The following is a 22,542-nucleotide window of genomic DNA, read 5'->3' on the forward strand; positions in this document are numbered from 1 at the left end:
GGCGCTCGGGCGCTCGCGTGAGCGAGGCCGAGGTGCCGGCGCCCGGGGCCGGCTCGGCGCCTCCGGCCCCAGTGGGCGGGGTGGACGCCCCGGGGGCGCCGGCCCGTCGCTGGAAGTCGGCGAGCTTGCTCATGCCGATCACCGTGGCACCCACAGTGCCCAGGCCGACCCCCGACAGGACGAGGACGGCCCCGACGAACAGGCTGAACAACAGGGTCGTGAGCCGTCGCCCGCGCCGCCGTGCGGCGTGCGGGCGGCGGACCGGTGCGGACGTCCGGCCGTCGTCCGGCTCCTGACCAGGCATCGGCTTGGGACGCAACGCGGTCTGTTCCATGGATCACCTCCGGCCAGAGCTCTACCCTCCGCACCTGCCCGCGACGATCCTCGAACGGGTGATGCGGCTTTTTCCCGTGCGACCCGTCCGCCCCGGCCCGGCCGCCCCCGCTCCGTCGGCCGAACACCCCCGGGCCGGGGTCAGAAGGCCGCGATCGAGGCGGTCCCCCGGGTGGTGGCGAACGGCACGGCCGGGAACCGCCCCGGTACGAAACCGTGGGAGCGACGGGCCAGGTCGGCGGCCCCGTAACGACGGCAGTCGTAGTGCCACTTCAGGATGCCCGCCATCCAGTTCTGCAGCTCGACCACGTAACCCCGCATGATCTCGCGGGCCTCGGCCGAGAGGCCGAAGTCCTCGAACAGGACGGGGAACTCATGGGCGGCGACATGCTCGAACTGCTGCATGCGCTGGGTCATGAGGTCGTGGACGACACCGAGCGCCGCCGGGTAGTCGCAGCCGAAGAAGTTCTGCACGACGAGGATCGCGTTGTGCACCTCGCCCTCGTACTCGATCTCCTTCTGGTACGAGAAGACGTCGTTGATGAGCATCCCGTAGTCGATCGCGGCGTTCTCCAGCGACCGGACGGGACCGCTGCGGTAGACCTCGGGCGGCACCTTCGGGCCGTGGCCCAGGCGGCACAGGCTCATGGTGAGGTCGGAGCCGAAGGTGGCGCGGCGCATCTCCAGGTAGTCGACGGGGTCGGGGATGCGGTTCTGCAGCTGGTTGGACAGCTCCCACACCCAGCTCTCGGTCATGACCTCCACCGAGGCGCGCATGGTGCGGCGTGCGTCCGGGCTCATCGTGGCCGTCGTGCGCCGCCAGAGATCGGCGAGACCTCGCTCCATCGCGTTGGCCGGGGGCGGGATCTCCTCGCCGTCCACGGGCATGCAGGCGGACAGCCGGGCGGTGCACAGCTTCGCGGCGGCCAGGTCCCTGCGGTTCCCGAACACCATCGGGTAGTAGTCGTCGCCGTACGTCCCCCACACGAGCCACCCCGCACTGAGGTCCAGCGCCTCCGGGGTGCCGTCCGGGTCGAGGCCCGCCGAGCACAGCGGCAGGTCGTAGGCGGCGAGCTTGTCCTCGTCCCAGACGCCCTCCTCCAGGATGCCCATGCTGTGGGCCCAGGGGGTGATGCGCCGCCGGGCCCCGTCCAGGTCGGCGTTCAACCGGACCTGGAACGGCATGTGGAAGTCGGGCAGCAGGGACGGGCCCACCTTCTGGAACGGCACGTGCGTGTAGGCGCGCAGCCGTTCGGCGCCGGCTGCGGCGAGCAGCGCGCCGACGTCGGCGGCGGAGGTCCCCGGCCCGGTCGGTCCGCTCAACGGCGAGCTCCGCAGGGCCCCTTCGTTCATGTACCGGCTCGACCGCATGTGCCACTCGTGGCCCCCGGACTGCCAGTCCTGGAGCCCCCGGGTGTACGCGGCGACGGCACGGACCTCGTCCGGGGCGAGGCCCTTCTCCAGGGCCAGCGCGGGCACTTCGGTGAGCGCCGTGTGCTCGAACTGGTGCAGGCGCGAGGTGAGGATGTCGTTGACGGTCTCGGCGGCCTGCTGCGTCGTGCAGCCGAAGAAGGTCTCCAGGACGAGCACCCCGTTGCTCAGCTCGCCCTCCTCCTCGACCTCCCGCTGGTACGAGAAGAGGTCGTTGCGCAGGTGGACCCCGTCGGAGAAGGTCTCCATCAGCACGCGCAGCGGCCGGGAGCGGGCGACCTGCTCGGGGATCTCCGCGGTCGCGTACTCCACGAGCCCCGCGGACCAGGGGGCGCCGCCCACCTTGCGGCGCATCTCGATGTACTCGACGGGGTTCGACACCCGCCCCTCGTTGATGTTGGACAGCTCCCACATCGACTCGTTGAGCAGGTGCTCGGTGGACTCGGCGAACCGCCTGCGCCATCCCAGCGACATGGCGGGGACCGTGCGCGCCCACAGGTCGGCGAGTCCGGCCTCGACGGGGTTCTGCGGCTCCGGCACGGGGGTCGAGAGGTCGAGCGGCATGAAGAGAGGGAGGCGGTCGAGGTAGGCCTTGCCGCCGGAGCGGTCCTGGCTTCGCTTGAAGGTCTCCAGGAAGTGGTCGTCGAAGAAGAAGACCCACACGTACCAGTCGGTGATGAGGGAGAGGGCGGGGCCGTCGCATTCGGGATGCGTGTACGCGCACAGCAGTCCGTAGTCGTGTGCGTCGAGGTCGGCCTGCGTCCAGATGCCGGAACCCTCCAACATGCCCATTCCGCGCGCCCACTCGGTCGTGTGGGCGCGCGCCTCGTCGACATGTGGGTTCAGCCGCGCGGGATACGGCATGTAGAAGTGCGGCAGTTCGAAGGGCTGCGTCATGGACCGGCCCTACCCGGGGCCTGCCGGGGGCATCCGTACGGCGGCACATGATCGCACCATCGCGTGAACCGATGAGTGAGCGGACCCTCCACGGGGAAAAGGGCCGCGTTTCCTCGCGCCGACGGATGCGGGCCTTCTGGGGCCGGTGGGGGCGGGTTGACGGTCGACCGTCTGCAACTTAGGTTTGCCTTACCTAAGTGGTTTTCGCCTCCGAAAGGCCAACTACCCATGAGATCCGCCCTGTTCGCCCGTGCCACCCGCATCGCCGCCGTCGGCGTCACCGCCACCGCGCTGACCGTCGGGCTCGCCGGCTCCGCCTCGGCCGCCACCGCCACGCGGACCGTGACGGTGAGCGGCACGACGTACAACCTGTCGCTGACGGCCCCCGACAGCCTGTCCTCGGCCGGGCAGAACATCACCGTCGCCGGCAGCGGATACAACTCCGTCCAGGGTGTCTACGTCGGTCTGTGCGTGATACCCGAGGGCGTCGTACCGGGCGACCCGTCGACGTACACCTCCCGTCCGACCCCCTGCCTGGGCGGCGCGGACCAGTCGGGCACCACCGGCGCCTCGCACTGGGTGTCGAACTTCGGCGGCGGCATGGTCGCGAACAGCTCCGTGTACGGCACCGGCGGCTCCTTCGGCGTCAGCGTGCACGTCAACCCGAACATCGCGTCCGGCACGGTCTGCGGCACGGACGTCGACTGCGCCATCGTGACGCGCGCCGACCACACGGGCAGCGGCAACCGCTCGTACGACGTCTACCTCCCGGTCACCTTCTCGTGACCGCGCCTCTCAGAACCCGGGGGCGGAGCGGTGTGCTCCGCCCTCGGGCGGCGGGCACCCTGGCGGGAATCACGGCGGTGGTCCTCACCGCCGTCGTCGTCGGCACGCCCGCCGCCGGCGCCGAGGACCCGCCCGCCGCCGGCGGTTACGAGCGGACCGCCCGCCTCACGACCGTCGGCAAACCGCTCGACCTGCTGCTGCACCCCGAGTCGGGGAAGCTGTACGTCGGGTCCGACACCGTCGCCGGTACGACGGGCGCAAGCCTGGCCGGGGTCTACGCCCTCGACCCGGCGGCCGGGAACGTACTGAGCTGGGTGAAGACCTCGCCCGGCAGCACGGGCGCGCCCGCCCAACTCCCGGGGAAACGGCTGGCCGGGCCACTGCCCGGTGACGGAGTGCACTACCTCGTCGGGCTGCGCGGAGTCGCCGCCGCGAAGGACGGCGACACGGCGGGGCGCGGCGGCTGGCTCACCGGGACGACGATCACGCAGGCCAGGGCCGGCGCGAAGGCCGGCACGGTGGTCGTCGTACGCGGGACGAGACTGGAGGAGGTCGCCGTCGGGGAGACGGCGGTGACCGTCGAGCGCTCTCTCACCCTCCCGGCCACCGGCGGTCCGCTCGCCGTGGACTCGGCGAGCGGACGGATCTGGGTGGCCGACAACGCCAACAGCCTGCTGCGCGGGGTCGATTCGGCCGCCTTCGCGCCGGACGGCAAGGACATCCCGCTCGGCCCGGGCGCCGCGGTGTCCTTCCTGGAATGGGACGTCGAGCACGGGAAGGTGTGGGCGGGGCGCGGTGCCGTGCTGGAGGCGTACGACATCGCCTCGGGCGAACTCGCCGCCGCCTTCCGGGCGGAGCCCGGGGACTCGATCGCGGACGTCGCCGTCGACCCGCGCTCCGACCAGGCCTTCGCGGTGTGGCAGGACTACGGCAATCCGCCGGAGGAGGGGGACGGCGTCGGGCAACTCACGGTGTACGACACCGCCACGCTGAAGGATGCCGGGAAGGGGGCCGAACTACCGGGGAACAACGGCCAGTTGGGCAGCTCGTCCGTCGCGGTGACGCCGGGCGGCGGCTCGGTGTTCGTCGCGAGCCCGTCCGACGCCTCGCTCACCGTGTTCACGGCGCCGGTGCCGCCGACGCCCTCCGCCCCGCCGTCACCGTCGGATCCGGTGTCGCCGTCGCCCTCGGTGCCGGTCTCGCCCGGTCCGTCCGACGGGTCGCCCGATCCGTCGCCCGGCGACCCGGGCCCGGATGCCGGCCCGACCGACTCCGGCACGACGGTCCCCGTGGACGGCCCGACGGCCGACGGGAACGGCGTGGGTGGCGCGGGTGACACGAGTGGCGGTGGAGCGCAGTCCACCACGGGTGGCGGCTCGTTCACCGCCGCCGGAGGCGGGTCGCTCGCCTCGACCGGCTCCGACGTGATCCTGCCCGCCGCGGCCGGTACGGCGGCACTGATCGCCTCCGGCACCGCGGCGGTCCTGTGGCGCCGCCGACGGGCCACGGCGTAGGAAGCGCGTCGGCGCGGGGACCGCGGAGGGAGACACGGAAGCCCCCTCCGCGGCGCTGTGACGACGCATCGCCGTTGGCACATCAGCACGCTTGTTGATGGACGCGACCGGTTGTCGGGCCACATCAGTGCCAGGCACAGGCGATCAGCTGTCCGCGGAGTGGGCGTCGGCAAGGGCCTCGCCGAAGAGCCGTCCGGCGAGTTCCATGCAGCGCATCCGGGCAGGAGAGAAGTCGTAGGGCATCTTGGTGATCGCTGTGGCGGCACTCATCTCTGTGCCCTCCTCCCCTTTCAGGTCGGCGTCGTAGGTCTCGAAGATCTCCTCCTCGGCCGCGTCGAGACCAGCTGCCTCGCCGGCCTGATTCAGGGCCATCAGGTGAGCGCATCGCTGTACGGCGAGCTCTTCGACGCGCGGGTCGTCGGGTTCGACGCCGTCGTCGAGAGCGGCCTCGGCCGCCTCAATACGGTCCTCCTCGGCCCGCAGGTCGGGGTGGGTGGCCAGCACGATGAACGTGCCGGCCTGGATGGCGGCGCCCAGCGGCCCGAAGATCCGTTCCGTGACCAGCAGGGCGTCCAGATCGGAGGGACGCAACGCTCCCCGGGGCAGGTGGCTGAGCCGGTCCGTGACCAGTTCGGAGAGCAGCCCCAGCGGGCTGCCCACCGCCTGCAGGCGCTGGACAGCCGCGCGCCGACGTTTGACGGCGGCCTCCTGCGCCGCCAGGGTTTCCTCCAGCCTGCTCAGGACCGACTCGATATCCGGGGCCTGGTCCAGGGCTTCGCCTGCAGGTTCGTCCCGGGCTTCGCCGAAGGCGGCCCGTATGTCGTCCAGGCTGATACCGGCATCAGCCATCTTGCGGATCCACAGCAGGCGGATCATGTCGTCGTAGCCGTAGCGGCGGCGGCCGTCCCCACCGCGCTCGGGCTCCGGCAGCAGACCGATCCCGTGGTAGTGGCGGATGGCGCGTGGGGTGATCCCGGCGAACGCAGCGGCATCACCGATCTTGACCTGCCGGGGAGGCATGAGGGAGGGGTACATCGCAGACGGAGCCTTTCGTGCCGTGGTGCCCCGACCCCACCACATGCCGCTACGGCATGTGCAACAACCCCGCCCGCCAAGTGGCCGCCGCTGGGGAATCCCCCACTGACCGCCGACACTGCGGTCCTCGCATCAGGACCGCACACGAACGCCGGGAGGAGGAGCGGGGACGGCGGGCAGTTCGGTGCCCGGAGGCCGCAGGGGCGGGACGTTCGGCCGCTCGGGAACGACCGTACCGGTACGCCGGAACCGGCTCGGGCTGACGCCTCGGATCCGCTTGAACGCCGCGCTGAACGCGAACGCGTCGGAGTAGCCCACGGTGCGGCCGATCTCCGCGACGGTCGCCGCCTCACGTTCGGCCAGCAGGTCCGCCGCGAGCGTCATGCGCCAGCGGGTGAGGTAGGTCAGCGGCGGTTCGCCGACCAGGTCGGCGAACCGCTTCGCCAACGTGGAACGTGACACTCCGGTCCGGTCGGCCAGCGAGGACACCGTCCACGGGGCCGCTGGTTCGGCGTGCAGCAGGCGCAGCGCGTCGCCGACCACCGGGTCCCGCTGGGCGGCGTACCAGGCGGGCGGCTCGCCGCCGGGCCGGTCGAAGTACTCGCGCAGCGCGCACACCAGCATCCAGTCCAGCAGCCGGTCGAGGACCACCTGCTGGCCCGGGGTGTCGGTGGCGACCTCGGCGGCGAGGTGGTCGAGTACGGCGTCGGTCCCGCCGCCGGATACGACGCGCAGCACGACCGGCAGCCCGTCCAGCAGCCTGCGGCTGATCTCGCCGCGTACCGGGTAGGCGCCGACGATCAGCGTCGTCGCGCCGTCGCCGGCGTCGCCGTCGCAGTCGTTCCAGCCGAGCCGGTGCCGGGTCCCGCCCTGCTCGGGCGTCGCGCAGTGCTCGCCGCACGCGATCGGTTCGGCCCGGGTGCCGACCTCGTCGACGAAGGTGAACGGTGCGGGGCCCCGCACGATGACCGTCTCGCCGGCGCGGAGCTGTTCGGGCGGGCGGTTCTCCGGCACGATCCAGCCCGCCCCGCCGAGGACGGTGCACAACGTCAGCGGCGCGCCGTCCACGAAGTGCAGCGCCCAGGGCGGGGACAGGATCGAGTTGCCGAACAACGAGCCCTGGGCCCGCATCCCGCGGAAGAGGTCACCGAACGCGTCCACCCCACCGAGGCTAGACGATCACACATGCGATCCGGCTTCTCACCTATGTATTCGTCCGAGCAGACGCTGTTGAATCGCTGCCATGAGCAACGACACCACCCTCGTCCTCGGCGCCACCGGCAAGACCGGCCGGCGGGTCGCCGCCCGGTTGCGGCTGCGCGGCACGCAGGTGCGCGCCGTCTCCCGATCCAGCCGGACCCGCTTCGACTGGTCCGACCCCGACGGCTGGGATGCGGTCCTGCAGGGCATCACCTCTGCCTACGTGGTACCCCCGCCCGTGCCCGGACCGGTACACGAGTTCGTGGCGCGGGCCGAGGCCGCCGGCGTGCAGCACCTTGTCCTGCTCTCCGGGCACGGCGCCGACGCCTGGGGCGACTCCGCGTTCGGCCTGGACATGCGCTCGGCCGAAGACGCCGTGCGCGGCTCGGCACTGGAGTGGACCGTCCTGCGGCCGTCGAACTTCGACCAGAACTTCGACGAGGACCTCTTCCACGCCCCGCTGGTCGCCGGCGAACTGGCGCTCCCGGCCGGTCCTGTCCCCGAGCCGTTCATCGACCTGGAGGACGTCGCCGACGCCGCGGCCGCGGTGCTGGCCGAGCCCGGCCGGCACGCCGGGCGGATCTACGAGCTGACCGGGCCGCGCGCGCTGACCTTCGAGGAGGCCGTCGAGCTGATCTCCCGGGCGTCCGGACTGCCCATGACCTACAAGCGGCTTTCCCCCGCCGAGTACACCGCGGCGCTGGTCGCGGAGGGGTGGGGCGAGGACGACGCGCACCACGTCGCCGAGATGTTCGTGTTGATGGAGCGCGGGGTGATTGCCGAAACGACGGACGGTGTCGCCACCGTGCTGGGGCGAGCGCCCCGGAACTTCGAGGACTACGTGGTGCGGGCGGCGGCAGCGGGAGCCTGGCGGCCATGACCTCTCGGGCGGCCGTCCAGCGGCTGCGCCGGACTCCGGCGGTCGGGGTGTTGCGCGCCGGGGTGGTCTCCCAACGGTTGCCGCCGCGCATCCGGTCCGCACTGTCAGCCCGCCGTGATCGCGGTGGGCGAACGGAGCGAAACCTCCCTCCACCGTCACGCCGGCATCTTCTGAAAGGACCACAATGAGCACCGCCACCAACCGGCTGACCGCCGAGGACCTCGAGTTCCTCGGACGCCCCCTGCACGGGTTCCTGTCCGTGGCCGGGGGAACGCAGCCGCCACAGCCCCGGCCGGTGTGGTTCGAGGCCACCGCGGAGGGGACGATCCAGTTCTTCACGGAGCCGGGCTCGCTGAAGGTGCGGCGCCTGCACCGCGACCCCCGCGCCTCGATCGTTGTCGCCGCCCCGGTAGGCGAGCGTGAGCGCTGGGTGTCCGTCGTCGGCCGCACCACGATGGCGGCCGACGGAGCGCACGACCTGTGTTCCCGCCTCGCCGCTCGCTACTGGGACCTCGACGACCGGGCCCGGGCCCACGACCTCGCCATGATGCAGGCCGCTGACCTGCTCCGCGTCGTCATCCACCCCGAGACCGTGCGCCGCTACGGGCACTGACCTCAGCGGATCCTGCCAACCGGGCTGCGTCGTCACAGGCACCTCCGACCGCCGGGACAGGTGAGACAGGCGAGACGGGTGGGACACCAGTGCGGGCTCGACGGCCGTGCGGGCGGCCGTCGTGCGGGCGCGGCAGCCGTACGAGCCCGGCCGAGCCCTCCCCCGTCAGTGCTGGGAGGTGCTCTGCGGTGTCGCCTCGCTCGGCCGTACGACGACGTATCCCTCCCCCTGGAGCACCAGCTGCACCGCCTCCCCCGAGCCGCCGCGGAGCATCGAGCCGATCGACTGCGAACGGTGCAGCGACGTCTGCAGGTTGGCCGTCCAGCCGACGATGGCGTCCGTGTCGACGTACACGGGCCACTGCGGTGAGACCGGGATGACCAGTGGGTTGCCCTCGCAGACGAGACCGAGCCTGCCCTGCCCGGTGAAGACGCTGTTGAACAGCCCTCCGCCGGTCATGCCCGCGCCCTTCACCGTCTTGATCTCGTACGTGAGTGAGGCGTCGAAGCACAGCACGTTGCGGCCGTTGACGGTGAAGACGTCGCCGGGGTCGATGTCGATGATGAAGCAGTTCTGGGCCTCGTGCGCGAACCAGGCCTCCCCCTGTCCGCGCACCGCCATGAGGGGCAGGCCCTCTCCGGTGACGGCCCGTTTGAGCATGCCGCCGACGCCCTGGCCCTTGCGCTCGAACTGCAGGTTGCCGCGGTAGGCGATCATCGCGCCCTGCCGGGCGAGCATCTCGCCGTTGACGGCGTACCTGATCGACTTGGCGTTCTGCACGCTCATGCCCGCCGTGGCGGCCGGCTGCACCATGTACTCGCTGGAAAACAGATCACCCTTCATCCGGGCATCCTGTCCCGGAGGCGGCGATTCGACCATCCTGCCAAGGGAGGAAAGGTGGCGGCGAAGGTATTGGGCGGCACGACGAAAGGCGGGGCGGTCGACGCCCGCTCGCGTCGACCGCCCCGCGGGGCCTTTCGGCCCCACCCTGTGGGGGGTGGTTTCTCAGTGCCCGGCCCGCTGTCGGCCGGAAGCCGGGCGATCGTCCCGCGATCGCCGTGGCACGGTCAGAAGGTCAGCTTCCAGCTGTTGATCCGGCCGGTGTCGGCCGAGGCCACGTCCTGGACGCGCAGCTTCCAGGTCCCGTTGGCGGTCTCGCCGGACGCGTCCACGGTGTAGGTGGCGCTGACGTCGTCGGCCGAGTCCGAGGTGCTGGACGGCTTCAGGCGGAACGCCGTGCCGTCCGGCGCGACCAGGTCGATCACCAGGTCACCGCGGAAGGTGTGGGTGATGTCGACGCCGACCTGGAGGGCCGACGGGGCGTTGCCGGTGCGGCCGCTGACCGCGATCGACGACTCGACGGCCGAGCCCGCGTCGGGGATCGAGACGGCGGCGGTGCTGGAGAAGGTCGTACCGGTGGAGCCACCGGTGCCGCTCACGGCCTGCACGGTCTTGGCCGCGTCGGCCAGACCGGCGCCGCAGCCGCCCGAGCAGGTGCCGGGCAGGGCACGGGAGTTGGTCTTGATCGCCGACTCGATCTGGGCCGGGGTCAGCGCGGAGTTCGCCGACTTGGCGAGCGCGGCGAGGCCCGCGATGTGCGGGGCGGCCATGCTGGTGCCCTGGTAGTAGTCGTACGACTCCGAACCGGCCGTCTTCGTACCGGCGTTCAGCGTGGAGAGGATGCCGTTGGCGGTGGTGGTGTTGGTCTCGCCGCCGGGGGCCGCGATGTCCACGGTCGAGCCGAAGTTGGAGTAGTAGGCCTTGGAGCCGGTGCGGCCCAGCGCCGCCACCGAGATGACGTTGCTGCAGCTCGCCGGCGAGTAGTTGGCCGCGTTGGCGTTGCTGTTGCCCGCCGCGACGACGACCGTCGTACCGCGGCCGACGGCGTTGTTGATCGCGGTCTGGGTGGCCGTGGTGCAGGCACCGCCACCGCCGAGGCTCATGTTGATGACCTTGGCGACGTTGGTGTTGGCCGGGACGCCGGAGACCGTTCCGCCGGACGCCCAGGTGATGGCGTCGATGATGTCGGAGTCGTAGCCGCCGCACTTGCCGAGGACACGCAGCGGGGAGATCTTCGCGTTGTACGCGATGCCCGCGACGCCCTTGCCGTTGTTGGTGGCGGCGGCGATGGTGCCCGCGACGTGCGTGCCGTGCCAGGAGGAGTCACTGGCCGGGGCGCCGGCCTGGCACTCGTTCGCGGCGGACCAGTCGCCCGGGTCGGCCGGGTTGCTGTCGCGTCCGTTGCCGTCGACCGAGACCGCGGTGTCGGAGATGAAGTCGTAGCCCGCGACGATGTTGGCCGCGAGGTCGGAGTGGGTGACGTAACCGGTGTCGATGACGGCGACGGTCACGCCGGTGCCGGTCGCGGTGGTCCAGGCACCGGGGACACGCATGCCCGCGGTGGTCTCGAAGAGGTCCCACTGCTTGCTGTACTCGGTGTCGTTCGGGTCGGCCTGCGGCTTGTTGAGGCGGTCCGGCACGGCGTACGCGACCTGCGGGTCTGCCTGGAACTCGGCGACGACGTCGGCCACGTCGGCCTTGCTCAGCCGGTCGCCCAGGTCGACCAGCGCGGCACCGGTGCCGAGGCGGCGCTGGAAGTCGAGGTCCTCCCCGGCCTCCTTGCCCTTGGCCTCGGCGTCCGCGGAGGCGGCCTTGTTCGACTTGGCCTCGGTGGCGCCCGCCTTGTAGCCGACGATCAGCCGCTCGGCCGGGGCGGTCACGGCGGCGGCAGCGGTCTTCGCGGCCTCGTCGGAGGGGACCGTGGCGGTGGCCGGTCCGGCCAGCGCGAGGGACGTGATCGTCCCTGCCATCAGCGTCGCGGATATCGCGGCGACGGATATCAGCTTCCGTCTCGCGGGTCGTGGAGTACGCAAGGGAGTGCCTTTCGTGGCCGGCTCCGGACAGCGCGCGAAAGCGGTGCGGAGCATCGGTCGATTCGCTTCGTCGTCGAAGCGGCGGGGGGTGCGAGCGAAAAGCGCGTCAGCCGGCCATGCGCAGCGACCTATCAGGGGTTACCTGTGGTGCGACTGTGGCTCGAACAATAGGTCGCGCCTTTGTCCCGGGGATACGGGGAAAACCCTCGATCCCTGGCCGGGAACCCCCTACGGAGAAAGGCGGTTGACGGGAAAGGACACCCTTTTCACACGTTCGGCCCGGTCTCGGCGGGCCTCACGCGACGGCCGGTTTTCGAATGGAGGCCGGTTCTCGGGCAGAGACCGGCCCTCGAGTGTGGTGGCCGGTTCTCAGGCCGGCCGGCCCTCAGGCGGCGTCGGTGGCCGCGAGGAACTGCGTGGCGGCGAGTTCCGCGTACAGCGGGTCGCCCGCGACGAGTTCGCGGTGGGTGCCCACGGCCCGTACCCGCCCGGCGTCCATCACGACGATGCGGTCGGCCATGGTGACGGTGGACAGCCGGTGGGCGACGACCAGGACCGTGGTGGTGCGGGCGACATCGGCGACCGTGTCGCGCAGCGCCGCTTCGTTGACCGCGTCGAGCTGGCTGGTGGCCTCGTCGAGCAGCAGCAGCCGGGGCCGCCGCAGGAGGGCCCGGGCGATGGCGACGCGCTGCCGCTCGCCGCCGGAGAGCTTGGTGCCGCGGTGGCCAACAAGCGTGTCCACGCCCTTCGGCAGCCGGTCGACGAGGGAGTCGAGCCGGGTGGTCTTGAGCGCGCGGAGCAGTTCGCCGTCGTCGGCGTCGGGATTGCCGAGCAGGAGGTTGTCGCGGAGGCTGCCGGAGAGGACGGGCGCGTCCTGCTCGACGTAGCCGATGGCCGACCGGAGCCCCGACACCTCCCAGTCGGTGAGGTCCCGGCCGTCCAGCGAGATGGTCCCCTCCTCGGGGTCGTAGAACCGCTCGATGAGGGAGAACACGGTGGTCTTGCCCGCGCCCGACGGTCCCACGAAGGCGGTCATGCCGCGCGGAGGGACGGCGAAGGTCACACCGTGGTGGACGTACGGCAGGTCGTCGTCGTACCGGAAGCGGACGTCCTCGAACGTGATCGAGGCGGGCTCGGCGCCGGGGCCGGGCAGCGGGGCGGGCTCGGAGGCCGGCTCGGCGGGCAGCCGCCTGGCCTCCTCGATGCGGGCCAGGGCGGCCGAGCCGCTCTGGTACTGGGCGACCGCTCCGACGACCTGCTGGATGGGCGACATCAGGTAGAAGACGTACAGCAGGAAGGCGACGAGGGTGCCGATGTCGACGGCTCCGGTCGCGACGCGCGCGCCGCCCACGGCGAGGACGGTGATGAACGCGACCTGCATCGACAGACCGGCCGTGTTCCCCGCCAGTGCCGACCACTTGGCGGCCCGGACGCTCTGGCGCCAGGACTCCTCGGCCGCCGCGTGCACGGCCCGCTCCTCGCGGTGCTCGGCGCCGGACGCCTTGATGGTCCGCAGTGCGCCCAGGGTCCGCTCCAGCGAGGCGCCCATCGCCCCGACCGCGTCCTGGGCCTGCCTGCTGGCCCGGTTGATGTGCGGCACGATCACGCCGATCACCGTGCCCGCGGCCAGGACCACGCCCAGGGTGACGGCGGTGAGCACCGGATCGACGAACCCCATCAGGCCGAGCGTGGCCACGAGGGTGAGTCCGCCGGTGCCGAGGCCCACCAGCGAGTCGGTGGTGACCTCCCGCAGGAGGGTGGTGTCCGAGGTGATCCGGGCCATCAGGTCCCCGGGCTCGCTCCGGTCGACGGAGGCTATGCGCAGACGCAGCAGATGCGAGACGAGGCCCCGCCGTGCGCCGAGTACGACGGACTCGGCGGTGTACCGCAGCACGTACGAACCGAGCGCGCCGATCGCGGCGTTCGTGACGACCAGGGCCGACATCGCCAGCAGTGCGCCGGTGATCGCCCGGTCGTGGCCCAGGTCGTCGATCAGCGTCCTGGCCACCAGCGGCAGCGCGAGCCCCGCGGCCCCGGTCAGGAGCGACAGCACGGCTCCGAGCAGCAGCGTCCAGCGGTACGGGCGCACGTACGCGAGCAGCAGCCGCCACGCCGGTGTGGCGGCTGGGCCGGACGGCTGGGACTGCGGCACGGTACTCCCCCTCGGACGGTCGGCTCCCCTTCCCCTCCCGTCCGGAGTCTCGTCCGGGGTCGGAAAGGGGTCGATGAAGTATCGCCGATGCCACTGACAGTGCCGCAGGGGATTTCCGCCGGGCGGTCCCGGGTCCGGGTGCCGTCCTTCGGTGCCCGGCTCACGTGCGGGGGCCGGGCGTCCGCGCCGTGCGACCCCCACCGGTGGCGGTCGCCTGTCGGCGGGTCACTCGACGATGACGTCGCTCATGCCGCCGTCGGTGCGCCAGCGCCTGAGCAGTTCGTGGAAGGCGACCGGCCCGTCGCCGTACGACTCGCTGCGCCGCCTGGGTCTGCCCTCGTTGTTGTAGTAGCCGGGGGTGCACTCGGCCTGGAACGCGTAGAGGTCCGCGGCCTTCTCCCGGATCGTGGCGACCCAGGCGGTCTCGGCCTCGACGGACGGCTCGACGTACCGGGCCCGGCGTCTGCGTGCCTCGGCGACGATCCCGGCGACGTGGGTGGCCTGTTCGTCGAGGATGTGGACGTAGTTCACGGCGCTGGCGTTCTGCAGCGGACCGAGCTGGAAGAGGTTGGGGAATCCGTGGCTGGAGAAGCCGTGGAGCGTTCGCACGCCCTGCCGCCAGGACGCGGGCAGTTCGGCGCCGTCGCGGCCGTACACCCGGAGCCGGCCGGACAGGATGCCCGAGACGCCGACCTCGAAGCCGGTCGCGAAGATGACGCAGTCGACCGCGTACTCCGTGCCTCCGACCACGACGGCGTTCTCGGTGATGCGCTCGACGCCGCCGTGGTCGGCGGTGTCCACCAGCGTCACGCCGGGCCGGTTGAACGTGTCCAGGTAGTGGTCGCTGAAGGTGGGCCGCTTGCACATGTACCGGTACCAGGGCTTGAGTGCCCCGGCGGTCGCGGGGTCCTCGACCACGGAGTCGACCCGGGCACGGATCTCGTTCATCTTCTGGAAGTCGGCCAGCTCGTTCAGGCGGTCGCGTTCCTCCGCGGGAAGGTCCGCGTAGTGGTTGGTCGGGATGAGGTTCTGCAGCAGCCGGGCACTGCTGGTCCAGCCGTCGTCCACCAGGTCCTCGTCGGTGCGGGCGCCGGTGACGGTCCTGAGGAAGTTGTCCCTGCGGCGGCGCTGCCAGCCCGGTTCGAGCGAGGCGGCCCAGTGGGGGTCGGTGGGGCGCTGGCCCCGCACGTCGACGGAGGAGGGGGTGCGCTGGAACACGTACAACTGCCGCGCGTCGCGGCCCAGATGCGGCACGACCTGGACGGCGGTCGCTCCGGTGCCGATCAGGGCCACGCGCTTGTCGGAGAGCCGGTGCAGGTTCCCGTTCGCGTCGCCGCCCGTGTACGCGTAGTCCCAGCGGCTGGTGTGGAAGGTGTGCCCCTTGAAGGTCTCGATGCCGGGGATGCCCGGGAGCTTCGCCTGGCTGAGCGTGCCGCTGGAGACCACCACGTAGCGTGCCCGTACACGGTCGCCGCGATCGGTGCCGACCACCCATTCCGACTCGGTGTCGTCCCAGCGCAGTTCGGTCGCCTGCGTCCGGAAGCAGGCGCCGTCGTACAGGTCGAACCGGCGCGCCACCGCCCGCGCGTGCTGCCGGATCTCCTCGCCGGGCGCGTACTTCCACTCGGGGATGTGGCCGACCTCTTCGAGCAGCGGCATGTAGACGTACGACTCGATGTCGCAGTGGATGCCCGGGTACCGGTTCCAGTACCAGGTCCCGCCGAAGTCGCCCCCCTGCTCGATGATCCGGATCGACTCCACGCCCGCCTGCCGCAGCCGTGCCCCGGCGAGCAGACCGCCGAAGCCGCCGCCGACGACCACCGCCTCGACCCGGTCGTGCAGCGGCTCCCGCGTGAACTCCGGTTCCTCCACGTACGGGTCGTCCGCGTAGGAGCCGAACTCTCCTGCGATGCGCTGGTACTGCGCGTTGCCTTCCGGCCGGATGCGGCGGTCGCGTTCGGCCCGGTATCGCGCACGCAGGGCGTCCGGGTCGAAGCCGAGCCCGTCCGGGCCGGACGGGGACCTGCCGGACGAGGCGTGGGGAGTGGGGGGCATACCTGTCCTTCTGCTGTGGGGCCTGCGGTCGGATGGGGGCGAATGCGCTGTGCCTGCTCCGGCGGCGGACCGTCCGCCGTGGCCGTCCTCTGCGTCCTCTGCCTTTCGGTGGCTCGAACTGCCGTCATCCTGCGGCCTCTTGACCTCGACGGCTAGGGCGTCCGGGCGGCGGGGACGGCATCACGCCACGGGGAGCGTGCGGCGATGGCCTGCCGCCGGCCGCGGAGCGCCTTCGGTGGCATGCCGAGCGCGAGGACTCCGGTGAGCCGGTCGCCCGTGCGGTAGGCGACCGTGAACCTGCGCTCGTCGAGGTCCCCCTCCACCACGGCGACCTCGTCGTGTCCGCGCAGCCGTCCGAACGCCTGGACCTTCAGGCCGTACTGCTCCGACCAGAAGTACGGCACCGGTGCGAACGGCTTGCGCGCCTGCGGGTGCAGCAGGTTGCGGGCCGCCGCCATGCCCTGTTCGGCGGCGTTCGTACGGTGTTCGACGCGCATCGGCGTCCCGAACAGCGGGTTGTACCAGCGGGCGACGTCACCGGCCGCGTACACCCCCGGTGCGGCCTCGCAGTACTGGTCGCACACCAGCCCGTCGTCCACCGTCAGGCCGCTCCCCGCCAGCCACTCGGTGTTGGGCAGCGACCCGACGGCCACCAACACCTGGTCGCCCTCGACGAGTTCGCCACCGACGAGCCGGACCCCGCCCTCGGTCACCGCGGCCACCCGGACCCCGGTGCGCAGGTCCACCCCGTGGTCCAGGTGGGCCGCGGCGAGCACCCGTCCCACCTCGTCGCCTACGGCGTGGGCGAGCGGTACCGGCGCGGGTTCCAGGAGCGTGACCTCGGTGCCGAGGCGGCGGGCCACGGCGGCGGCCTCGGCGCCGAGGAACCCGGCGCCGACCACCACCAGGCGCCGGCCCGCCCCCAGTCCGGCCCGCAGGGCGAGCGCGTCGTCCAGGGTGCGCAGCACATGCGCGCTCCCGTCGCCGGGCAGCCGCCGCGGACGTACACCGGTGGCGACGACCAGTCCGTCGTACGGCACCCGTGTCCCGTCGGCCAGCAGCACCGCGCGTCCGCCGGGATCCAGGCCCGTCGCGGCGGTGCCCAGCCTCAACTCCAGGTCCAGCGCGGCCAGATCGTCCGGCGGGCGCAGCGCGAGCCGGTCGGGGTGCCACTCGGACGCCAGGATCTGCTTGGACAGCGGCGGCCTGTCGTAGGGGGCGTGCGGCTCGTCACCGATGAGGGTGAGTGTGCCGTCGTACCCCTCGCGGCGCAGGGTCTCGGCTGCCGCCAGCCCGGCCGCCGAAGCACCGACGACGACGATCCTCTTCACTCGCCGACCAGCCGGATCGCCGCCGCCGGGCAGATCGCCACGGCTTCCCGCACGCCGTCGAGGAGGCCGTCCCCGGGCACCTCCTCCAGCAGGATCGCCACGCCGTCGTCGTCCCGCTGGTCGAAGACCTCCGGGGAGGCCATCACGCACTGCCCCGACGCCACGCACTTCGGTTCGTCCAGTTCCACACGCATGAGCATCTTCCTTGTCCCTCGGGCACGTTCAGTGGTCTCGGCGGTGGCCGCTCACCAGGCGACGGGCAGGGAGTCCACGCCGTAGGTGGTGCCGGTGTGGTCGAACCGGAGCTCCTCCACCGGGACGGCCAGGCGCAGGGCGGGGACGCGCCGGAAGAGCGTGCCGTAGACGACCTGGAGTTCCAGCCGGGCGAGGGACTGGCCCAGGCACTGGTGGGGCCCGTAGCCGAACGCGTTGTGCTTGCGCGCGGGCCGGGTGACGTCCACCCGGTCGGCGCCGGGGAACGCCTCGGGATCCCAGTTGGCGGCGTGCAGGTCGACGACGATGCCGTCACCGGCCCTGATGACCTGCCCGCCGATCTCGATGTCCTCGGTGGCGACCCGGCGCAGGCCGACCTGGACGATGCTCAGGTAGCGCAGCAGTTCCTCCACCGCGCCCGCGACGACCTTCGGGTCCCGCGCATCCCGTACCAGGGCGAGCTGTTCGGGGTTCTGCAGCAGCACCAGGGTGCCGAGGCCGATCATCGTCGCGGTGGTCTCGTGGCCGGCGATGAGCATCGCGACACCCATGTGGACGGCCTCGTCGCGGGTCATCTCCCCGGCGGTGACGCGGGCCGCCATCTCGGAGAGCACGTCCTCGCCGGGCTCGGTGAGCTTCCGGCCGAGCAGGTCGTCCAGGTACGAGGACAGGGCCGTGCTCGCCGCGCGGGAGTCCTCCGGTGCCGCGGCGCGGTCGAGCGCGAGGCCGCTGTTCTCCTGGAAGAACTCGTGGTCGGCGTACGGCACTCCGAGCAGTTCGCTGATCACCAGCGAGGGGACGGGAAGCGCCAGTGCCGTCACGAGGTCGGCCGGGTTGGGACCGGACAGCAGGTCGTCGATCAGACCGTCGACGATCTTCTGGATCGGGGCCCGCATGGCCTCGATCCGCTTGACCAGGAACGGGCCGTTCACCATCCGGCGCAGCCGGGTGTGCTCGGGGGCGTCGGTGTTGACGACGAGTTCCGGGGTGTACTTCGCGATCTGCTGCCGGTACTCGGTGACGAACGGGAAGCCGGGGTTCCTGTCGTTCGCGCTCACGCGGGGATCGGTCAGGAGGGCCCGCTGCGCCTCGTGGCCGGTGATGATCCAGGGCGTGCTGCCGTCCCAGATGCGGATTCTGCCGATCGGGTTGTCCGCTCGGAGTTCCTCCACGGCCGGAGGCGGGGCGAACGGACAGCCCGCTGCCCTCGGCATCGGGAACTCGGGCATCTCCCGCGCCGCGTCGGACGCGGCACCGGCCAGTGTCTCGGCCATGTGTCTCCTCGGTGGGGGCTCCGCCGGGGCGGAGTACGGGGAAGGGCTGGAGGCCTCTGGGTCACATGCAACCGGAGCGGTCTGACGCCTCCCGGACAGTTGCCTGACAGGAAGCTGACGTGACCCGGATCACATGCGCGACACCGGGCGCGGAGGGGTGGGGCGGTGGCAGGCCCGGCCCCGGGCAGGAGGGGCGGCCGGGGCAGGGTTCAGCGGCCGAGCCGGTAGCCGAAGCCGCGGCGGGTGTGGATGAGTGGGGGCTGGTCCTGATCCACCTTGTGGCGCAGACGGGAGACGAGTTTCTCGATCGCGTTCCCGGCCCGGGCCTCTCCCCAGACATGCCGGCAGATCTGCTGTTTGGACAGCACGCGCTCGGCGTTGACCAGCAGATGCCGCAGCAGCCGGTACTCCGCGGGGGTGAGGTCGAGCGACCGCCTGCCGCGCCAGGCCTGGCAGGTGGCGTCGTCGAGCACGACATCGCCGTAGCACGGCCCCTGGCGCACCGGGCTGCGGCCGCGCAGTAACACATGGGCCCTGGCGAGGACTTCGGAGATCCGGAACGGCAGGGTGACGTAGTCGGTCTCCCCCGGGCCCAGTTCGGGCACCAGGCTCCCCAGCCTCTCGTAGGAGGCAAGAAAGAGCACGGGAGGGCGGTCGGCCGGACGGAATCTGCGCCCCTCCCCCAGGACGGCGATGTCCGGCACCGTCATGTCGAAGAGGACCAGGTCGAACCGTCGTTCCGCCAGCCGCGCCAGCCCCTGGGCGCCGGTGCGGGCGGCGGTGACCCGATAGTCCGCCAACTCCAGCGTGGTCGACAGCAGTTCGGCGAGCGCCTCGTCGTGGACCACGACCAGGACGTGCCGTCCGGCACCACGGGCGAGCAGGGACACGTCGGCGTCACCCCCGCGCGCCCCGCCTGCGCCGCCGGACCCTGACACCCGGTCCACGTCGTCCATCCCGTGCATCGCACGCACCTCGCTCATGGCTGGGCCGCCTCGCGTGGGACCCGCGCGTCACGCCTGCGGCGCGGGCGGGCACGCGTCGCACGGCCGGACGGCCCGCCCACCGCGACCCGCCCCGGCCGGGAGCGGAAGGGGCGAGGCGCGCGGGAGCGGGTGTCGCACGCTCGGGCGGTGGCGCTGTCGGACTGTCAGGCGGGCTGCGACGAGGCGTCCTCGCCCTCCAGCGTGATGTCGGTGCGCAGGAAGTCGTCGACCATCCGGTGGAACAGCGTGGAGAGCTGCCGCAGTTCTTCGGGCGACCAGTGGGCCAGCGCCACCTCCATGCCCCGGCAGCTCGCCATGCGGATGCGGTCGATCGCCTCCTGGCCGGCGGCGGTGAGCTGGATGCGCTGGGCGCGGCGGTCGTCCGGGTCCGGGACCCGGGTCAGATAGCCGCCCTTCTGCAACTGCTGCACCTGCCGGGTGACGTGCGAGGCCTCCACCGCCAGCCGGGCCGCCAGCTCGCCGGGGCGCATGGGCTCGGAGTCGGCGATCTGCCGCAGCAGCGCCACGGCCGCGCGGTCCAACGACACACCGGCCAGGGCCATGAGGCGGTCGTGCTGCCGGACCCTGCCGGTCAGATAGACGATGCGGTTGAGGGCCCGCTCGATCTCGGCGACGTCCTGCGAGGCGGGGGCGGATGCGTGCTCGGCAGTGGGGGCGGAGCCGGATGCGGGTGAGGGCGTGGACATGGAGTCACTTTACCATCTGCTTGCGTGACTCAAGTAAATTCACGATTCACTTGCTTGACTCAAGTAAGGCAGATATGTTTGCCTTACTCAAGTAAGACCCGATCGTCGCAGGTACGGCCCACATCCGGGCCCTCCGGCACCGGTCCGCGGACACCGCACCGCGAGCGACACCTCGGTCGAGCGCCCGGCACCACGTGCCGTGGCGTGCGGAACGGACCGCCTGAGCGGAGGCGGTCCGCCCGCGCAGGCCCCGTGGGGACGGGGACCGGCGCGGGCGCCGGGTCCGGTGGACGGGCACTCCCCCGCCCTCCCGCCGGACCCGGACAGGTGCACGGCCGAGCGCCTCCCGGTCGTCATCCGCCGTGCTCCGTCGGTCACCTGCCGCCGGTCACCCATCGCCAGTCGCCAGTCATCCGCCTCCGCTCACACCCCACCGGCCCGACGAGGCCCACAAACGATCAGACCCCCGATCCCTCAAGCCCTCGAACCCGCAAGGAAAGCGAGTCTCACCATGGCCACCATGAAGTCCGTCCGCACCGGTCCCGTCGGCGGGATCGACGTCGTCGACATCGAGCGCCCGGTGCCGGGCCCCCGCGACGTCCTGCTCAGAATCCGCGCCTGCGGCATCTGCGGCACCGACACCTTCTTCCTCCACCTCGGCGGCGCCCCCATGGGCCCGGACGGCTCGATGACCTCACTCCCGCTCGGTCACGAGCCCGCCGGGGAGATCGTCGAGACGGGCAGCGCCGTCACAGGCCTCAAGGTCGGGGACCGCGTCGTCGTCAACCCGCAGGGCGTCCCCTCCGGCATCATCGGCTGCGGTGGCGAGCACGGCGCCATGAGTGAGTACCTCCTGGTCGAGAACGCCGAGCCGGGCACCAACCTCAGCGTCTTCCCCGACTCCGTGCCCTTCGCCGTGGCCGCCCTCAACGAGCCGATGGCCGTCGCCCGGCACTGCGTGAACCGCTCCGGGGCCGGACCCGCCGACAAGGTCGTCGTCTTCGGCGCCGGGCCCATCGGCCTGGGCGCCGCCATCTGGCTCAAGCTCCGCGGAGTCCAGCACGTCGTCGTCGTGGACGTCATCCCCGAGCGACTGGAAACCGCCCTCGCGGTCGGTGCCGACGCCGTGATCGACTCGACCGACGGCGACCTCACCGCCCGCCTCACCGAGTTGCACGGCCAGTCGGCCAACGCGCTGGGCGGGCCCCGCCCCGCGACCGACATCTACATCGACGCCGCCGGGGCCCCCGCCGTCATCCAGGCCACCGTCGACAACGCCCGGTGGGGCGCCAAGCTCGTCATGGTCGCCGTACAGAAGAGGTCCGACGCCATCGACCTCGGCGGCATGCTGCGCAGCGAACTCACCCTCATCGCCTCGCAGGGGTACCCCACCGAGATCTTCGAGGTCACCCCCGAACTCGTCCGACACCACGACCGCTTCGCCAGGCTCATCAGCCACCGCGTCCCGTTCGCCGACGTACGGCACGCCTTCGAACTCGCCCTCACCCCGGGCGCCGCCGAGAAGGTCGTCGTCACCTTCGGCGAGCAGGACTGAGGGCGATCACGACCGGGCCCCGGCCCCGCTCCCGCGTGTAGCGCCCATGCCCCGGACGCCTCGGCTCACTTATGCATCATGCACAATACGTGTGGGATGCATATTTGATGTCATGTCTCCTGCCCCCGGCCTCGGGCCCGCCCCCGGACCCCGACCCGGACCCGGGGCGAGCGCCCAGATCTGGGGAAGGACCGGCGGCATGGACAAGCCCACGCACTTGATCGAGTTCGAGACGATGCTGCTCGGTCGGCACCTCTACCTGAACTCACCCCGGGCCCGGGTCGGCGGCCGTCTGGAGCGCAGCGCTTACATCCTGCTCAGCCGGATCCGGATGGAGGGCCCGATGTCCATCGGCCAGCTCAGCGACGCCTTCGGTCTGGACGCCTCCACGCTCAACCGGCAGACCGCGGCCATGTTGCGCGGCGGCCTCGTCGAGCGCATCCCGGATCCCGACGGCGGCATCGCCCGCAAGTTCCGGATCACCGCCGAGGGTGCGCGCCGGCTCGACACACACCGCGGGGAGAGTGTCCGCGCGCTGGAGAAGGTGATGGCCGAATGGGACCCGGAGGAGGTCGCCGCCTTCGCCGGGTTCCTCAAGCGGTTCAACACCGACATCGAGAGCCTGGACGAGCGTCCGTGGCCGCGCCCCTGACACGAGGGCATCCGGCCGAACCCGACCCGAGGGGCGGCGCGAGCCCGAAGAGCCG

General features: G+C 71.9%; 18 protein-coding genes and 1 pseudogene. 6 read left to right on the forward strand and 13 right to left on the reverse strand.

Features of this window, described 5'->3' with window-relative positions; genetic code table 11:
* A pseudogene (locus KUF83_RS18155) lies at window positions 1-334 on the reverse strand (PDZ domain-containing protein); the annotation flags it as partial.
* A gap of 140 nt (window positions 335-474) precedes the next feature.
* Window positions 475-2,661: a germacradienol/geosmin synthase Cyc2 gene (gene cyc2, locus KUF83_RS18160; protein ID WP_217455764.1), complete on the reverse strand. Its 2,187-nt coding sequence runs from the start codon at window positions 2,659-2,661 to the stop codon at window positions 475-477.
* Window positions 2,662-2,889: 228 nt separating this feature from the next.
* Here cyc2 and KUF83_RS18165 point away from each other — a divergent pair, with 228 nt between their 5' ends.
* Both KUF83_RS18165 and KUF83_RS18170 read left to right on the forward strand, forming a co-directional pair.
* On the forward strand, window positions 2,890-3,447 hold the full coding sequence (locus tag KUF83_RS18165; protein WP_217455765.1) for a hypothetical protein: 558 nt from the start codon (window positions 2,890-2,892) through the stop codon (window positions 3,445-3,447).
* A gap of 32 nt (window positions 3,448-3,479) precedes the next feature.
* Window positions 3,480-4,961 carry an LPXTG cell wall anchor domain-containing protein gene (locus KUF83_RS18170; protein ID WP_217455766.1) on the forward strand — a complete coding sequence of 494 codons (1,482 nt, stop codon included), beginning with the start codon at window positions 3,480-3,482 and terminating at the stop codon, window positions 4,959-4,961.
* A gap of 144 nt (window positions 4,962-5,105) precedes the next feature.
* On the opposite strand, the gene KUF83_RS18175 is transcribed toward KUF83_RS18170, so the two are convergent.
* Both KUF83_RS18175 and KUF83_RS18180 read right to left on the reverse strand, forming a co-directional pair.
* Window positions 5,106-5,996, reverse strand: coding sequence for a MerR family transcriptional regulator (locus KUF83_RS18175; protein ID WP_217455767.1), 891 nt, complete (start codon window positions 5,994-5,996; stop codon window positions 5,106-5,108).
* A gap of 132 nt (window positions 5,997-6,128) precedes the next feature.
* Window positions 6,129-7,157 carry an AraC family transcriptional regulator gene (locus KUF83_RS18180; RefSeq protein WP_217455768.1) on the reverse strand — a complete coding sequence of 343 codons (1,029 nt, stop codon included), beginning with the start codon at window positions 7,155-7,157 and terminating at the stop codon, window positions 6,129-6,131.
* Window positions 7,158-7,239: 82 nt separating this feature from the next.
* On the opposite strand from KUF83_RS18180, the gene KUF83_RS18185 reads away from it, so the two are divergent.
* Complete coding sequence (locus KUF83_RS18185; protein ID WP_217455769.1) at window positions 7,240-8,076, forward strand: NAD(P)H-binding protein; 837 nt, start codon at window positions 7,240-7,242, stop codon at window positions 8,074-8,076.
* Window positions 8,077-8,260: 184 nt separating this feature from the next.
* A complete protein-coding gene (locus KUF83_RS18190; protein WP_217455770.1) occupies window positions 8,261-8,689 on the forward strand; it encodes a pyridoxamine 5'-phosphate oxidase family protein in 429 nt (142 codons plus the stop codon).
* A gap of 165 nt (window positions 8,690-8,854) precedes the next feature.
* On the opposite strand, the gene KUF83_RS18195 is transcribed toward KUF83_RS18190, so the two are convergent.
* The 9 genes from KUF83_RS18195 to KUF83_RS18235 form a co-directional block, all read right to left on the reverse strand.
* Window positions 8,855-9,532, reverse strand: coding sequence for an AIM24 family protein (locus KUF83_RS18195; protein ID WP_217455771.1), 678 nt, complete (start codon window positions 9,530-9,532; stop codon window positions 8,855-8,857).
* Between the two features lie 224 nt (window positions 9,533-9,756).
* The gene (locus tag KUF83_RS18200) at window positions 9,757-11,499 is read right to left on the reverse strand and encodes a S8 family serine peptidase (RefSeq protein ID WP_374106092.1); all 1,743 of its coding nucleotides are present in this window, start codon (window positions 11,497-11,499) and stop codon (window positions 9,757-9,759) included.
* A 448-nt stretch (window positions 11,500-11,947) separates the two neighbouring features.
* Complete coding sequence (locus KUF83_RS18205) at window positions 11,948-13,714, reverse strand: ABC transporter ATP-binding protein (RefSeq protein WP_217455773.1); 1,767 nt, start codon at window positions 13,712-13,714, stop codon at window positions 11,948-11,950.
* Between the two features lie 225 nt (window positions 13,715-13,939).
* Window positions 13,940-15,769, reverse strand: a complete 1,830-nt coding sequence (locus tag KUF83_RS18210; RefSeq protein WP_217455774.1) for an NAD(P)/FAD-dependent oxidoreductase — start codon at window positions 15,767-15,769, stop codon at window positions 13,940-13,942.
* Window positions 15,770-15,921: 152 nt separating this feature from the next.
* Window positions 15,922-17,100, reverse strand: coding sequence for an FAD-dependent oxidoreductase (locus KUF83_RS18215; RefSeq protein WP_217455775.1), 1,179 nt, complete (start codon window positions 17,098-17,100; stop codon window positions 15,922-15,924).
* Window positions 17,097-17,294, reverse strand: coding sequence for a ferredoxin (locus KUF83_RS18220; protein WP_217455776.1), 198 nt, complete (start codon window positions 17,292-17,294; stop codon window positions 17,097-17,099). The genes KUF83_RS18215 and KUF83_RS18220 overlap by 4 nt, the downstream gene beginning before the upstream one ends.
* 51 nt (window positions 17,295-17,345) lie before the next feature.
* A complete protein-coding gene (locus KUF83_RS18225) occupies window positions 17,346-18,587 on the reverse strand; it encodes a cytochrome P450 (protein WP_217455777.1) in 1,242 nt (413 codons plus the stop codon).
* Window positions 18,588-18,796: 209 nt separating this feature from the next.
* Entirely contained in the window at window positions 18,797-19,570 is a 774-nt protein-coding gene (locus tag KUF83_RS18230) for a response regulator transcription factor (protein WP_254644036.1), read from the reverse strand.
* Between the two features lie 167 nt (window positions 19,571-19,737).
* A complete protein-coding gene (locus KUF83_RS18235; RefSeq protein WP_217455778.1) occupies window positions 19,738-20,280 on the reverse strand; it encodes a MarR family winged helix-turn-helix transcriptional regulator in 543 nt (180 codons plus the stop codon).
* 511 nt (window positions 20,281-20,791) lie between these two features.
* Between KUF83_RS18235 and KUF83_RS18240 the strand changes: the two genes are divergently transcribed.
* On the forward strand, window positions 20,792-21,835 hold the full coding sequence (locus KUF83_RS18240) for a zinc-binding dehydrogenase (RefSeq protein WP_217455779.1): 1,044 nt from the start codon (window positions 20,792-20,794) through the stop codon (window positions 21,833-21,835).
* Window positions 21,836-22,034: 199 nt separating this feature from the next.
* Complete coding sequence (locus KUF83_RS18245; protein ID WP_217455780.1) at window positions 22,035-22,487, forward strand: MarR family winged helix-turn-helix transcriptional regulator; 453 nt, start codon at window positions 22,035-22,037, stop codon at window positions 22,485-22,487.
* Window positions 22,488-22,542 lie beyond the last annotated feature (55 nt).

This window comes from Streptomyces sp. BV286 (genome assembly GCF_019090165.1).
Lineage (GTDB): Bacteria > Actinomycetota > Actinomycetes > Streptomycetales > Streptomycetaceae > Streptomyces.